Annotated in this window: 13 protein-coding genes; 8 read left to right on the plus strand and 5 right to left on the minus strand. The window is 65.8% G+C overall.

What is annotated here, in order from left to right:
* Positions 1-55 precede the first annotated feature (55 nt).
* Complete coding sequence (locus tag ACQ4WR_RS22885; protein WP_436490090.1) at positions 56-1,186, plus strand: hypothetical protein; 1,131 nt, start codon at positions 56-58, stop codon at positions 1,184-1,186.
* 12 nt (positions 1,187-1,198) lie between these two features.
* On the opposite strand, the gene ACQ4WR_RS22890 is transcribed toward ACQ4WR_RS22885, so the two are convergent.
* From ACQ4WR_RS22890 to ACQ4WR_RS22905, 4 genes are all read right to left on the minus strand, one after another.
* Positions 1,199-3,331 carry a TonB-dependent receptor plug domain-containing protein gene (locus tag ACQ4WR_RS22890; protein ID WP_436490091.1) on the minus strand — a complete coding sequence of 711 codons (2,133 nt, stop codon included), beginning with the start codon at positions 3,329-3,331 and terminating at the stop codon, positions 1,199-1,201.
* Positions 3,332-3,501: 170 nt separating this feature from the next.
* A complete protein-coding gene (locus ACQ4WR_RS22895) occupies positions 3,502-5,058 on the minus strand; it encodes a M56 family metallopeptidase (RefSeq protein ID WP_436490092.1) in 1,557 nt (518 codons plus the stop codon).
* Positions 5,059-5,061: 3 nt separating this feature from the next.
* Positions 5,062-5,439 carry a BlaI/MecI/CopY family transcriptional regulator gene (locus ACQ4WR_RS22900; RefSeq protein ID WP_102299619.1) on the minus strand — a complete coding sequence of 126 codons (378 nt, stop codon included), beginning with the start codon at positions 5,437-5,439 and terminating at the stop codon, positions 5,062-5,064.
* A gap of 84 nt (positions 5,440-5,523) precedes the next feature.
* Positions 5,524-7,266 carry a methyl-accepting chemotaxis protein gene (locus ACQ4WR_RS22905; RefSeq protein WP_436490093.1) on the minus strand — a complete coding sequence of 581 codons (1,743 nt, stop codon included), beginning with the start codon at positions 7,264-7,266 and terminating at the stop codon, positions 5,524-5,526.
* A gap of 290 nt (positions 7,267-7,556) precedes the next feature.
* On the opposite strand from ACQ4WR_RS22905, the gene ACQ4WR_RS22910 reads away from it, so the two are divergent.
* The 6 genes from ACQ4WR_RS22910 to ACQ4WR_RS22935 all read left to right on the plus strand — a co-directional run bounded on the left by ACQ4WR_RS22910 (position 7,557) and on the right by ACQ4WR_RS22935 (position 12,320).
* A complete protein-coding gene (locus ACQ4WR_RS22910) occupies positions 7,557-8,927 on the plus strand; it encodes a DEAD/DEAH box helicase (protein ID WP_436490095.1) in 1,371 nt (456 codons plus the stop codon).
* Positions 8,928-9,170: 243 nt separating this feature from the next.
* Positions 9,171-9,947: a 2-oxo-tetronate isomerase gene (otnI, locus tag ACQ4WR_RS22915; protein WP_102299081.1), complete on the plus strand. Its 777-nt coding sequence runs from the start codon at positions 9,171-9,173 to the stop codon at positions 9,945-9,947.
* Between the two features lie 132 nt (positions 9,948-10,079).
* The gene (locus ACQ4WR_RS22920; RefSeq protein WP_436490097.1) at positions 10,080-10,880 is read left to right on the plus strand and encodes a hypothetical protein; all 801 of its coding nucleotides are present in this window, start codon (positions 10,080-10,082) and stop codon (positions 10,878-10,880) included.
* Positions 10,865-11,326 carry a hypothetical protein gene (locus ACQ4WR_RS22925; protein ID WP_146012555.1) on the plus strand — a complete coding sequence of 154 codons (462 nt, stop codon included), beginning with the start codon at positions 10,865-10,867 and terminating at the stop codon, positions 11,324-11,326. Before ACQ4WR_RS22920 ends, ACQ4WR_RS22925 begins: the two co-directional genes overlap by 16 nt.
* Positions 11,327-11,406: 80 nt before the next feature.
* Positions 11,407-11,826: a VOC family protein gene (locus ACQ4WR_RS22930; RefSeq protein ID WP_436490098.1), complete on the plus strand. Its 420-nt coding sequence runs from the start codon at positions 11,407-11,409 to the stop codon at positions 11,824-11,826.
* 110 nt (positions 11,827-11,936) lie between these two features.
* Positions 11,937-12,320: a TraR/DksA family transcriptional regulator gene (locus tag ACQ4WR_RS22935; protein WP_102299086.1), complete on the plus strand. Its 384-nt coding sequence runs from the start codon at positions 11,937-11,939 to the stop codon at positions 12,318-12,320.
* A 215-nt stretch (positions 12,321-12,535) separates the two neighbouring features.
* Here ACQ4WR_RS22935 and phbB read toward each other — a convergent pair whose 3' ends face one another.
* Positions 12,536-13,282: an acetoacetyl-CoA reductase gene (phbB, locus tag ACQ4WR_RS22940; protein WP_436490100.1), complete on the minus strand. Its 747-nt coding sequence runs from the start codon at positions 13,280-13,282 to the stop codon at positions 12,536-12,538.
* Between the two features lie 166 nt (positions 13,283-13,448).
* On the opposite strand from phbB, the gene ACQ4WR_RS22945 reads away from it, so the two are divergent.
* Complete coding sequence (locus tag ACQ4WR_RS22945; RefSeq protein WP_102299090.1) at positions 13,449-14,315, plus strand: universal stress protein; 867 nt, start codon at positions 13,449-13,451, stop codon at positions 14,313-14,315.
* Positions 14,316-14,319: the final 4 nt, after the last annotated feature.

Raw genomic sequence — 14,319 nt, forward strand, 5'->3', positions numbered from 1 at the left:
AAGACGCGAGAATTCTTCGTAAGCTTCAGCTCGAATCGTATCCGGGGAGGTAAGCATGGAATTGACCGTGTCGGGCTTCGACCTGTTCATCGCAGAGACCGCCGCGCTGTCGCTGATCGGCGATGTCGAGGTGGGCGGCAATATGTCTTCCGCCTTTCAGAAGCGCCACAAGATCCGTGAAGCCGACGTGCTCAGCAGGCTGACCGAGTGCGCCGCCACGCCCGCCGGCAGCTATGCGCGCCTTCTGGGCATAGCCTATTTACTGAGCAATGCCAGCGCCGCGTATGCCGAAGTGGGCGCGTTGATGCAGAGCGAGACTTTGAAGACGTGCATGGTCACGCACCATTTCGGCGGCGGCACCCGCACCCTGGAAAAAGCCTGTGTTTCCGAACCGATGAATCTGTGGTTCGGCTGGGCGCTGGAAAATACGCGCAACAATACCGTCACGTTCGATCCGCACGTCGTCGGCCACCTGAAAAGCAAGGCCGGCTTGCTGAAAACGTCGCTGCCGTCGAATATGCTGCGCGATGGCGCGCCCATGGCACAGACACCGGGCCAGCAGACGCTCACATCGATGGGCGCCAGCAACATCTTGCTGCAAGGCGCGCAGCACATTGAGCACGAACCGTCGACGCGGCCACGCAGCCTGACACCGACCAGCGCCGGCCTGCAAAAAATGTTGAAGCACAATGATAATTACTTGCAAGGAATTAAGAACAACACGCCTGTGATGCGCATGTACAACCATCGCATGGCGGGCGACGAAAACCTGCTCAACAACTTGAAGCTGGCCTGCCAGCACATCGACACGCACTATCAGTTTCCGCTCAATTACGAGGCGCTGCTGCGCGACCTCGAACGCAATATGCAGTCGCTGCGCAGCTCCCTGTACTATATGTACAAGCTGGTGGAAGACATGAACAGGCGCGGCAAGCAGCATTACCAGACGCTGCGCGAGCAGCTGAAACTGCGCACCCAGGACGGCATGCCCAACATGGTACAGAGCATGCTCAGCGCCATCAATGCGGCCAGCAATGGCTGGGACACGAACCGCGCAGTCCTGCTGCAAACGCTGGTCGACGCCATCAACAGCATCGATGGCCAGTCGCCCGTGCCCGTGCTGCGGCGCCTCGCCCCCGACAATGGCTTCATGATCAATCCTGATTTCTACATGCTGCTCAGGTAGCAGACGGCGCGGCTACAACGGCCCTTCCAGCATCAGGCGCAGCGTGCGGTACGTGCCCGTATCGACCGTGCGCAGCGTGCTGCCCGCAGCATCCGCATACAGGCTGCGCGTGCGGTAGTCCTGCCGCAGCAGGTTGGCGCCGGACACGCGCAGGCGCAGCTTGTCGCTGAACTTCCACAGCGCATACATATCCAGTTCGCGCCTGGCGCCCTGCCAGGCCAGCAGCTGGCTGGACTCGCGCGAGCGCCCGCCTGCCTGATAGTTCAGGTCGGCGCCCACGCTCAGGGGCAGGCTGGACAGCTGGTAATCGGCCCCCAGGCTGGCGCTCCACGGCAGCTGGCTGTCGAGACGGTTATCGGGGCCGGCGACGGCATCGACGCGCGACCAGTTGCGCGCCACGTTGGCGCGCAGATCCAGCGCGGGGGCGTCCGCCAGCAGCGCCTTCAAGGGCAGCTTGGCTTCCAGCGTGATGCCGCGCACCTGCGCCTTGCCATTATTGACGGGCGTGGCCACCCAGCGCCCGCCCTGCTGGTACAGCCGGTCCAGCATCACGTCGCTGATCTTGCGCACGGTGGCGCTGGCGCCCAGCATGGCGCCCTCGCCCAGGTAATACTCATAGGCGGCGTCCAGGCCCCAAGCCAGTTCCGGACGCAGCGCCGGGTTGCCCTGGTTATCGGGATTCGTGGGGCTGTTGCCGTTATCGACCGTGTACGGGCGCGGGATCAGCTCGAAAATCTGCGGCGCCTTGTAGGTGCGCGTGAGGGCCAGGCGCACCTGGCTCTTGCCGCGCATTTTCCACAGGCTTTGCAGCACGGGACTCCACACCTGCGCGCCCACGTCGAGCGGCTGGCCATCGCCCGTGGCGCTGGCCGTGCGCCAGGCTTCCCAGCGCAGCCCCAGATACAGCGACCAGCGCGGGGAAATGTCCCATTCATCCTGTGCGAACAGGGCCAGGCGGCGCACCGTGGCGGCATAGTCTTCGTCCGCGAGGATGGGCGGCCCGCCCGGCGCCAGTTCGCGTTCGCGGCGAAACTCCGTGCGCCGCCGGTGACCCGCATCCCAGCCCGCGGCCAGCGTGTGATGCTGGCCCAGCGCGCGGCGGTAGGTGCCGCTGGCCTGCACGCCCACTTCGTCCACGCCCGAATCGACCTGCCGCGTCGAGCCCTGCCCCGGCGCCGCGCCCCTGCCAAGGAACAGGTAATCATTGTCGCGGTGGTTGACGCTGGCGCCCAGCTTCACATCCAGGCTGGCGCCTTGCGCGAGCTTGCGCAGCCAGTGCAGGTCGCTGCGCACGGTGCCGCTGTCCTGGTCGAAATTCGCCTGGTTGTCGGGATACGCCGTAGTGCCGCCCAGGTAAGCCGTTTCCAGCGCATGGCGGCGGCTGGCCAGGCGCCGCACGCTGAGCAGGCTTTGCCAGGCCAGGCTGCCCTCGCCCTCCAGCGCCCATTGCAAGCGCGGCGCCAGCTCGATGCCGTCGCTCGTCACGCGTTCCGTGAGCGGCGCATGGCGCAGCAGCGTGGGCCTGCCGCCCGCATCGACTGCGCGGTTCCACTCATCGAGCAGCGCCTGGCGCCCCGTGTGGCTGAGGGTGCCGGCCAGCGCATATGCCAGGCGCCCATCCCTGTCCGACCACTGCACGGTGGCGCTGCCGGCCGGCATGCCATGGCTGCCGGACGCGCCCAGCTTGAACGTGCGCTCGCGCCGCCCGCCCGATTTTTTCAGCACGATATTGATGGAACCGGCAATCGCCTGCGCGGAAAACTCCGCCGTGGCGGCACGCATGATGTCCACGCGCTCGACCAGTTCCGGGTCCAGCGAATCGAGCGAGAAACCCGGTGGCACGGGCACGCCATCGAGCATGATCAAGGTATAGCCCTGGCCCAGGCCGCGCATCTGGATTTGCCCGCCAGCGGCGCCGGGTGCGCCGCCGATGGAAATGCCGGGCTGGCGCTTCAGGGCGTCGGACAGGCTGCGGTCGCCCTGGCGTATGAGTTCGTCGTGGCCGACGGAGAGGGTCGACACCGTATCGTTGCGGCGCTGCTCCAGCTTGCCCGCATTGACCGTCACGGAAGGGAGAACGTCATCAGCACGCACGTGGGCCGGCCATGGCAGCGCAAGGCTGCACAGCAACAAGGTATAGCGCATGGAAAATCCTGAGAGGTTGGTGGTGGCGTCGGCTTGCGCGCTCGCGCGCTGACCCGACCTGCGGGCAGCCAATGCAACGATACTTCAGTAAAACCCGGGAGCATCATGCCGGGGCCGGATCCTCGGGATCCGACCCCGCTTGCTGTTCCTGGGTGAAAAATTCGTCGGCGTCAGCGGCCGAACTGCTCCTTGCGCATGCGCAGGGCGCGCGCGCTGGCGTTGGCGTCCAGGCCGGCCAGCCGGGTTTGCGGATCTTGCAGCTGGCCATGCTGGCGCACCTGGAAGTGCAGGTGCGGCCCCGTGGCGCGGCCCGTGTCGCCGACCGTGCCGATATGCTGGCCGGCCACGACGATGGCGCCATCGGCCAGCGCCACGCTGTCGAGGTGGGCGTACACCGATTGCAGGCCGCCGCCATGGGCAATGTGCACGGCCTTGCCCAGCCACGCGTCCTGCGTCACCGTGGCGATGCCATCTGCCACCGCCTGCACGGGCGTGCCGCGCCGCGCCGCCAGGTCCAGCCCGCGCAAGCCCCGCTGCGTGATGGGACGCACGACGCCAAAGAAGCCCGTGACGCGCATGCTGGCCAGCGGATTGCGCCAGGGTTCCGGTGCCGGCGCCACGGCCGGAACCTGGCCCGGGTTGGCAACGGACGCCGCAGCAGACCAGGCCTGCGCAGGCTGCCATGCCAGTGCCGGCTGCAGCGCCACGCTGGCCGCACCCAGGGTGCACAGGGCCAGGCCCATGCCCAGCCGGGCGCGCCAGTGCATGCTGCCGGCACCGCTGTTACGCATGCGGGCCACGCGCTCGAGCATGCTGTTTGGCTGGCCGCCAAACGCCAGGCCGGCAGGAAAGCGTGTCTGCAAGCCCAGCTGGCGCACCAGCGCGGCCGCATAGTCGCGCCGCTGCTGCTGGGGACGGCCAGCCAGCACGTGGCTGTCGCAGCCCAGTTCCTGCGCCCAGGCCAGCTTGCCAGCCAGCCAGCCGGCCGCCGGGTTGAACCACAGCAGCAGCTGTACGCCGCTGGCCAGCATCTGCAGCACGGGATCGCGGCGGCGCGCATGCGTCAGCTCGTGTTCGATGACCAGTTGCTGCTGCCCGGGCGTGAAGTGGCGCAGATGTGCAGGCAGCAGCAAACGGGGCCGCCACACGCCGACCAGCATGGCCGATATCGGCGCGTCGATTTCCAGCACGGCGATGCGCTGGGCTTGCAACTGGCACAGCTGCGCCGGGGCAAACGCGCCATGCGCGGCCAGGTCCGCCGTCGCCAGCGGCCGCGCCGCCTGCAGCAAGGCGCGCAAGGTGTGGCGGCCGCGCCAGCGGCGCCACGCCAGCATGGCCAGGCCCAGCAGATATATGCCCAGCCAGACGGTGGCCAGCATGCCCAGCCAGGCCGTGGCCGATGGCGCTTCCACCGGCGGCGCAGGCATCAGCTCAGGGATGGCTGCAGTGAGGGACGCGGACGCGGCCAGCGGCAATATTGCGTCGGCTGCGGCCGGCACAGCGGCGGCCAGGCTGATCTCGGGCACCACACTGATCTGCTGGCCGTGCGGCAAGAGCGGCAGCAGGAACACGGCAGCCAGCACCAGCGAGGACGCCAGCCACGCGCTGCGCTGGGCCGCCAGCGCGGGCCAGCGGCGTTGCGCCAGCGGCAGCAAACAGCGCAGCAACAAGCCGGCAAGCAGACAGGCCACTGTTGCCTGCAACACGGTCAGGGCGAACAGGGTCATCGCTTATTCCTTCGCGTCGGCGGGCCAGTCGTGCAGCAGCTGCTCCAGCGCCGCCAGTTCCTGCTGGTCAACCAGCTTGCTGCCCGTAAACATAGTGACCGGCAAGGGACTGTCGATTTCCATCACGCGGCGGCCAAAGTCGTGGGCGAACGCGGCCAAGGTCGCCACCTTGTCCACATGGGCTTCATACACGAGCACGCCGTGTACGCTGCGCTGTAGCAGCATGCCCTTGTCCAGCATGCGCTCGACGGTCTTGCGCGTGGAGGAAAACGACCAGCCCAGCTCTTCCTCCACGCGGGCATGCAGCTCGCGCGCGGACAGCGGCTGCTCCTTCCACAAGGCTTTCAACAAGCTCAATTCGGTGACGGACGGCGTGCTCATGGCGACTCCTTTAGTGACTATTGACACAATTATGCGACAACAGTCACATACATGCAAGCCGTATTTGCGACAGCTGTCGCAGGCCTAGAACTCTTCCCATTCATCCTCGCCCGCGCGCTGTTTTCCGGCCGGCGCTGCTGGCGGCACGTGGCGCGCCACCGCCTTGACGGGCAAGCGGGCCGGAGCGCGTGCCGCCGCGACGCGAGCGGCAGCGCGCACCGGGGGCCGGGGCGCCGGCACTGGCGCGGACACCGGCGCGGGATTGGCCGCGGCCTGCGCCGTCTTGAACACGGCCACGGCGTCGGCCAGGCGCGCCGCCTGCTCCTGCATGGCTTCCGCCGCAGCGGCAGCCTGTTCCACCAGGGACGCGTTCTGCTGCGTCACCTGGTCCATCTGGCTGATGGCCTGGTTGACTTGCTCGATGCCGGCCCGCTGTTCGTCGCTGGCGGCCGAGATATGCCCGACGATGCTGCTGACCTTGTGCACGCTGTCGACGATCTCGTGCATCGTGTGTCCCGCCTCGTCGACCAGGCGCGCGCCGCTTTCCACTTGCGCCACGGAATCGTTGATGAGGGCCTTGATTTCCTTCGCCGCGCCGGCGGAGCGTTGCGCCAGGTTGCGCACCTCGGTGGCGACGACGGCAAAGCCGCGCCCCTGCTCGCCCGCCCTGGCCGCTTCGACGGCCGCGTTGAGGGCCAGGATATTCGTCTGGAAGGCAATGCCGTCGATGACGCCGATGATGTCGACGATCTTGCGCGAGGAATCGTTGATCGAGCCCATGGTCGCCACCACCTGCGCCACCACCGCGCCGCCCTTGCCCGCCACCGTCGATGCGCTTGCCGCCAGGCCATTGGCTTCGTGGGCATTCTGCGCATTCTGCTGGACCGTGCCCGTCAGTTCTTCCATCGACGAGGCCGTCTCTTCCAGCGAACTGGCCTGCTGTTCCGTGCGTGCCGACAAGTCCAGGTTGCCCGAGGCGATCTGGCGCGACGCCGTGGCAATGGTTTGCGTGCCGCCGCGCACTTCGCTGACGATGCGCAGCAGGCTGGCCGTCATCTCCTGCAAGGCCTGCATCAGTTCGCCCGTTTCATCGCGCGAGCGCACGTCCACGCGCACTGTCAGGTCGCCCTGCGCCACTTGCCTGGCCACCTCGATGGCCGAGCGCAGGGGCCGGCTGATATTTCTTGCCAGCCACATGGCCACCAGCGCGGCCAGCACGAGTGTCACCAGGCCGCCACCGAGCAAGACCCAGCGCGTCTGCGCTTGCAGGCTGGCCACGGCCTGCGAACGCTGCGCCAGCAAGTCCGACTCCGCCTGCCCGACGTCCTTGAGCAGCGCGCGCATGGCGTCCATGCCAGCCTTGCCGCGCCCCTGCTTTTCCAGCGCCAGCACCGGCTCGATGGCGGCCGTGCCCTGGGCCACGGCGCGGCGCAGGGCGATCACGGGATCGAGCGCGCCCGCCAGCCAGGCTTTCTGGGCAGCATCGAGTTTCGCCAGGCGCTCCTGCTGCGCCGGATTGTCGCTGGTCAGGGCGCGCGCCTTGTCCAGGTGCTGGCGAAACGCCGCCTTGCCCGCCGCATATGGTTCCAGCGAAGAGTCGGCACCCGTGATCACGTAGCCGCGCTGGCCCGTTTCGATATTGATCAGACTTTCCAGGATGGCGTCATTTTCAGCGAGCACCTGATAGGTGTGCGTATTGATGGCGCTGGCGTCGGCCAGTTTTGAGAAATTCAAGGTGGCAACTGTGACCAGGACGGCCAGCAGCAGGACAATGGCGCCGAAGCCGCCGTACAGGCGGGTGGCGATGCGAAGGTCGGCAATGCGCATGGTATTCCTCCAGGAACAAGAACCCCGGCAGCGCGGCGGTCCCCCGCGCAAGGGGTGCAGGCAGAAATTCTACCCAAAATTGCCGGCAAACAGCGCGCCTTTGCCGCCTTTTTCTTTACTTGTGACATTGCAAACTTGAAACAAAGCAGGCGCTTTTTTGCCAGGCTGTTATACTTCGCGTGTGCGGCACATATGACCAGTCCCCTTGCCGCTGTCTTTCGACCCCTAATCTGATTGCCTGCGACTGGCGCCCCACGATGGCGACAGGCCGATCTCACAATAAAGTTACCATGTCCTTTTCCTCCCTCGGATTGTCCGACGCTATCGTACGTGCCGTTACCGAACACGGCTACACCGTGCCGACCCCGATCCAGTCGCAGGCGATTCCCGCCGTGCTCGCTGGCGGCGACTTGCTGGCCGGCGCACAAACCGGTACCGGCAAGACGGCCGGCTTTACCCTGCCTGTGCTGCACCGCCTGTCGACCGACGCCAACGGCGCTGCCATCACCAGCAACACCTCGACGCGCCCGATCCGCGCCCTGATCCTGGCACCGACGCGCGAACTCGCCGCGCAGGTCGAGGAAAGCGTGCGCGCCTACAGCAAGTACACGAAACTGAACTCCGCCGTGATCTTCGGCGGCGTCGGCATCAACCCGCAAATCAAGCAATTGAAGCATGGCGTCGACATCCTCGTCGCCACGCCAGGCCGCTTGCTGGACCACATGGGCCAGGGCACGGTTGATTTGTCGAAAGTGGAAATCCTGATCCTCGACGAAGCCGACCGCATGCTGGACATGGGCTTCATCCGCGACATCAAGAAAGTGCTGGCCGTGCTGCCGCCGAAACGCCAGAACCTGCTGTTCTCGGCAACGTTCTCGGAAGAGATCAAGGCCCTGGCCGACGGCTTGCTGAACAAGCCTGCCATGATCGAAGTGGCGCGCCGCAATTCGACCGTGGAAGTGATCAAGCAAAAGATCCATCCGGTCGACCGCGACAAGAAGCACCCGATGCTGTCCTACCTGATCAAGTCGAACAACTGGACGCAAGTGCTGGTATTTACCCGCACCAAGCATGGCGCGAATAAACTGGTCGAGCAGCTGGGCGCGGACGGCATTGGCGCGCTGGCCATCCACGGCAACAAGAGCCAGTCGGCGCGCACGCGCGCGCTGTCCGAGTTCAAGGATGGCACCTTGCAAGTGCTGGTCGCCACCGACATCGCCGCGCGCGGTATCGATATCGACCAGTTGCCGCACGTCGTCAACTACGACTTGCCGAACATTCCGGAAGACTATGTGCACCGTATCGGCCGCACGGGCCGTGCCGGCGCCAAGGGCGAAGCCGTGTCGCTGGTCTGCGTGGATGAGCACGAAATGTTGAAAGACATCGAAAAGCTGATCAAGCAAACCCTGCCGCGCGAAGTCATCGAAGGCTTCGAGCCGGACCTGAACGCCCGCGCCCAGCCTGTGCAATTGCGCAGCGGCACCGGTGGTCACCGCAACAACAGCCGCGCGCCAGCCGGCGCCGTGGTGCGCGTGAAAACCGGTGGCGGCGGTGCCAAGCCACGCAGCGCCGGCCCATCGGGCGGCGGTGGCGGCGGCAACCGTTCGGGCAATGCGCCGCGCTCGGCGGCCAACCACCGCTCCGGCGGCCGCGGCCGCTAAAACGCGGCCTGAAAGCTGCTGCGCGGGGCGCTATTGCGTTTGCGTTGCTCGCCGTACCTGAGTACGGCTGCGCTACTCAACGCAATATCACTCCCGCTCGCGACGCTTTCAGGCGGCGTTTGTCTTGATCCAACAGACGACAAAAACCGTTCCAGGACTGGCTCCTGGGACGGTTTTTTCATGCACGCCACCATTTGCCGATTTGGGCTAGGATAGTGTCACCATCCCTTTCGCGCCCAGACCATGCCGAACTTCGCCGCCAACCTCAGCCTGCTGTTTACCGAACTGCCCTTCCTTGACCGTTTTGCCGCCGCGCGCAAGGCGGGGTTCGAGGCTGTTGAATTCCTGTTTCCGTATGCGCTCGAAGCACGCCAGATCGCCGCGCAGCTGGACCAGCATCAATTGCAGCTGGCTCTGTTCAACCTGCCGCCGGGCGACTGGGAGCGGGGTGAACGGGGCATCGCCTGCGATCCGCGGCGGGGCGAGGAATTTCGCACTGGCGTGGCGCTGGCGCTCGAGTATGCGCTGGCGCTGGGGGCCACGCAGCTGCACTGCATGGCGGGCATCGTGCCGGCCGGCATGAGTTTGGAGCGGGCGCGGCAAAGCCTGATCGGCAACCTGCAATTCGCGGCCGACGCCTGCCGCCCACATGGCATCAACGTGCTGATCGAGCCGATCAACCATTACGACATGCCCGGCTACTTCCTCAACCATAGCGAGCAGGCGGCCGATATCATCGCCGACTGCCAGCGCGGCAATATCTTCCTGCAATACGACATTTATCACATGCAGCGCATGGAAGGCGAACTGAGCAACACCATCCGCGCCCTGCTGCCCCTGATCCGCCACATCCAGATCGCCGACACGCCGGGCCGCCACGAGCCGGGCACCGGTGAAATCAATTACCGCCATATCTTCAGGCTGCTCGATCAGGTCGGCTACACGGGCTGGGTCGGCTGCGAATACCGTCCTGCCGGCGATACCGCCGCCGGCCTGGGCTGGCGCGAACAGCTGGCCTGAGCCCCAGCGGGCGCGGCTGCCATGCCTGCCGCGCTCCGCTAATTGCGCGGCGCTTGCGCCCGCACAAGGCGCACGGGGCCGGGCGCAACCACAATACCTTTCCATACAGAACACATCGTATCGCGAGGTGACGTGTCTTCCCTGCCTGCCCGCTATTGCGCCATCGTGCTCCTGCCTGTCTTGCTGCTGTGCGGCTGCGCCAGTTCGCGCACGGACCTGGCGCAAGTGCGCGCGTTGGCCGCCGGCGCCGATGCCTTGAATACCTTCGGCGAACTGTCGCAGCGCCATGTCGACAGCTACCAGCGCGCCCGCCCCTATCTGTCAGCCGCCGAAGACGCGCGCGAGCAGCTGCTCGACGCCCAGCGCCGCGCCGCGCAAGCCGACGTGGCGCGCCTGGCGCAAGCCGTGCGCCTGTACCTGCAGGCGCTGGGCCGGCTGGCACAGGCCGATGCGTATGACATCGCACCCGAGCTGGCCAGCGCCGGCGCCGCCATCCGCGCCTGGCCCGGCAGTGGCATCGACGACCGCCATGTCAGCGCCTACAGCATATTGCTGCAGCAACTGTCGCGCCTGGGCGGCGTGGCCAGCCAGCAGGCGCGCCTGTCCCAGGTGCTGCACGACGGCGATGCGCCGTTGCAAGACTTGCTGGCCGCTCTGGACAGCGTGCTGGCGCTGTACGACAAGAGCGCCGACAACGAACGCGACGTGGTGCTGGGCCTGCTGGAAGTGGAGATCGCGTATGCGGACACGCCGCAACAGCGCCTGCTGGCCGTGCTGGCGAAAAGCCTGCAGCAAAGCAAGAGCGAGGAATACCGGCTGGCCGGCCTGCGCCATACCCTGGCGCGCCGGCACCTGGCGGCGCTGGGACGCGACCATGCGCGCCTGGCCACGGCAGCCTTCACCACCACGGAGGCAGGATGGATGGATCGATAAGCAGCGAACGCCGCGAGGCGGCACTCAGCAACGCCATGCGCGTGGAGCAGCTGGCCGACAGCCTGTCGCAGGCGGCCATCACCCTGCACGGCGCCGTCATGCGCGCCATCCGGCGGCGCGCCAGCCAGGGCGAAAACGGCATCAGCCACAGCCAGGCGCAAGCCGTGTTTGCGCTGGAAGTGGCCTTGCGCCAGCAAGCCAACCAGCTGTATGCGGATGCCGCCGGCCACACGGTGGCGGGCCTGGACACGGCGCAGCGCCAGCTCAGCGGCCTGCTCGACACGGTGCGCCTGAGCATTGCCCGCAACGACGATGTGCGGCACTGGATCAGCCTGGCGACGAGTTTATTGCACCTGGGCAGCGCCGTGCTGGCCGGCCACCCGGAACGCATCCTCAGCACCCTGGGCAAGGTGCGCGAGCGGCTGCAAGAGATGGCGCCAGACTGATTGAAATCAGCCATCGGGCGCCTATACTGGGACGTCCCCGCATGGCAATCGTGCCGGCGGAGCCACCAGAGGAGACCAACATGCGTATCGAACCGTATTTGCAATTCAATGGAAACTGCGCACAGGCATTGGAATACTACCGCCAGCACCTGCATGGCACCGACCTGTGCCTGATGCCGTTTCGCGGCACGCCGGGTCAGGAACAGGTCAAGGAAGACTGGTACGACAAAATCATGCACGGCTCCGTGCAACTGGGCCCCACCATGCTGATGGGCTCGGACGGCGGCTGTTCCGAAGATGGCGCGACGGGCATGCGCGGCAGCTCGGTATGCCTGACCCTGGATACGCCGGAAGAGGCCGAACAAGCGTTCGACGCGCTGGCGCGTGACGGCGCCATCCAGATGCCGCTGCAAGAGACCTTCTGGGCCAAACGCTTCGGCATGCTGAAAGACCAGTTCGGCGTAGCCTGGATGGTCAACTGCCTGAAAGAACCAGCATAGAACTGCCCTGGCCTGCCTGCGCCGCATCAAACGCGGCGCGGGTAGTAACGCAAGCGGAGCGGGCAATCTTGGACTACCATACTGGAAGAGATTCCCGCCAGGTGAAGGCCATGAACGGATTGCCGAATGGATTGCCACAAGACCAGCTACAGCGCCTGCAAGGCGTGCTGGAACAACGCAAACTTGCTCTACTGGAACAGATCGAGAACGAAACAGCGGAAGCCGGCGCGCGCGCCTCGCTGCTCAATGAAATCGAAGCCTCGCCCGCCGACAACGCCAGCGTGCGTACCCTGAACGCGCTCGTCAGCGAAGCGGCCGAACACAACCTGGCGCAGCTGGCCATCACCAAGCATGCGCTGGCCAAGTTTGCCGACGGCAGCTACGGCCTGTGCGACAACTGCGGCGAAGCCATCGGCCTGTCGCGCCTGAACGCCCGCCCCGAAGCGCGCCTGTGCATCGATTGCCAGACGCGCCTGGAAAAAACGCAGCGCTAGGTTTCTCGCCTTAAACAACAAACACAACAAACACAACAAACACAACAAAGACAACAAAGGGCAAGGCATCGCTGCCCTGCCCCTTGCGACTGCCTGTACCAGCTGTATTGCCGTACTGCCATCCGTCCCCCGCCTGCATCGTGCGTGCCGGCTGGGTGGCCGGGTCTCCTCCACTGCCATTGCCCTGCTGCCAGCGGCCTGCGCCGCCAGCGTGTTCAACTCATGTGCTGGCCGCCATTGATGGCGATGTTCGCGCCCGTCACGAATGCCGCCTCGTCCGACGCCAGGTAGGCCACCAGCGCCGCCACCTCGTCCGGTTCGCCCAGGCGGCCCAGGGGGATTTGCGGCAGGATCTTGGTTTCCATGATGTCGGCCGGCACGGCCGTCACCATCTGCGTGCGCAAATAGCCGGGCGAGACGGTATTGACGGTAATGCCGTGGCGCGCCACTTCCAGCGCCAGCGCCTTGCTGAAACCATGCACGCCCGCCTTGGCGGCCGCATAGTTGCACTGGCCAAAGGCGCCCTTCTGGCCATTCACGGACGAGATATTGATGATGCGGCCCCATTTTTTTTCCAGCATGGGTTCGAGCACCTGCTTGCTCATGTTGAACAGGCTGTCGAGATTGGTACGCATGACTTCGGACCAGTGCGGCAATTCCATCTTGCGCATGCTCTGGTCGCGCGTGATGCCAGCGTTGTTGACCAGCACGTCGACCCTGCCGAACTGTGACAGCACGCGGCCGACCGCCTCGCTGCATCCGGCATAGTCCGTCACATCGACGGGCATGGCGTGGAAATAATAGCCTTGGCCATGCTGCTCGTCGAGCCAGTTCTCCACCCGCGTATTGCCCGGCGTATGCGCCGCCACGACCTGCAAGCCCGCCGCATGCAGCCGGCGGCACAAGGCCGTGCCCAGGCCGCCCATGCCGCCCGTGACCAATGCTACTCGTTGTTCGCTCATTGCTGACTCCCCGCTTGTTATGGTTATTCTGCGTGGAATCAAGTGTAGGAGCAGTTTTTAGCGCCAGCCTTGCGCCAGATCAACTGTCCAGCCTGGGGCAGCCGTGCGCGGCGGACAGCGCGGACTGTGCCAGAATAAGACTCACTCCACAGCGAGAGGCACCGCCATGACTTATAAAACCGTGCTGCTGCACGTCGACGACAGCGCCAGCCGCGGCGCCCGCATTGATGCGGCCGCCAGCATTGCCCAGGCCTGCGGCGGCCATCTGACGGGCGTGGCCCTGACGGGCGTGTCGCGCCTGCTGTACCAGAACCAGCCCGACATTGATGCCGATCCGAACCTGGCACTGCATTTGAATTTCCTGCGCGAACGGGCCGCGCGTGCGCTCGACGGCTTTGAACAGCAGGTGCGCGCGGCGGGCGTGGCATCGTTCGAGCAGCGCGTGGTGGACGACGAGGCGGCGGGTGGCATGAGCTTGCTTGCCCGTTATGCGGACCTGGTGGTCATCAGCCAATACAATGCCAAGGATAAATCGCCGTCCGTGATGCGCGACTTCCCCGCTTACGTGCTGCTGCATTCGGGCCGGCCCGTGCTGATCGTGCCGTATGCGCCGCCGTTGCCCCTGCTGGCGCCGCCGGCCGCCGCGCGCAATGTGCTCATTTCCTGGAATGCCAGCAAGGAAGCGAGCCGCGCCGTCAGCGCCGCCCTGCCCCTGCTGCAGCGTGCCGAACATGTCCACGTGGCCATCTTCGATGCCCAGGTGCATGCTGCAGAACATGGCGAACAGCCGGGCGCGGAATTGCTGCAATACCTGGCGCGCCACGGCGTGCAGGCAAAAGTGCATTTGCTCGATGGGGGCGGCGTGCGGCGCGGCGATATCGGCGAAGCGCTGCTGTCGCAGGCGGCCGACCTGTCGGCCGATTTGCTGGTGATGGGAGCGTATGGCCATTCGCGCCTGCGCGAAACCATCCTGGGCGGCGTCACGCGTACGGTACTGCAAAGCATGACGATCCCCGTGCTGATGGCGCACTAAATCG

The sequence above is a fragment of the Janthinobacterium amylolyticum genome (assembly GCF_051380655.1).
GTDB lineage: Bacteria > Pseudomonadota > Gammaproteobacteria > Burkholderiales > Burkholderiaceae_D > Janthinobacterium.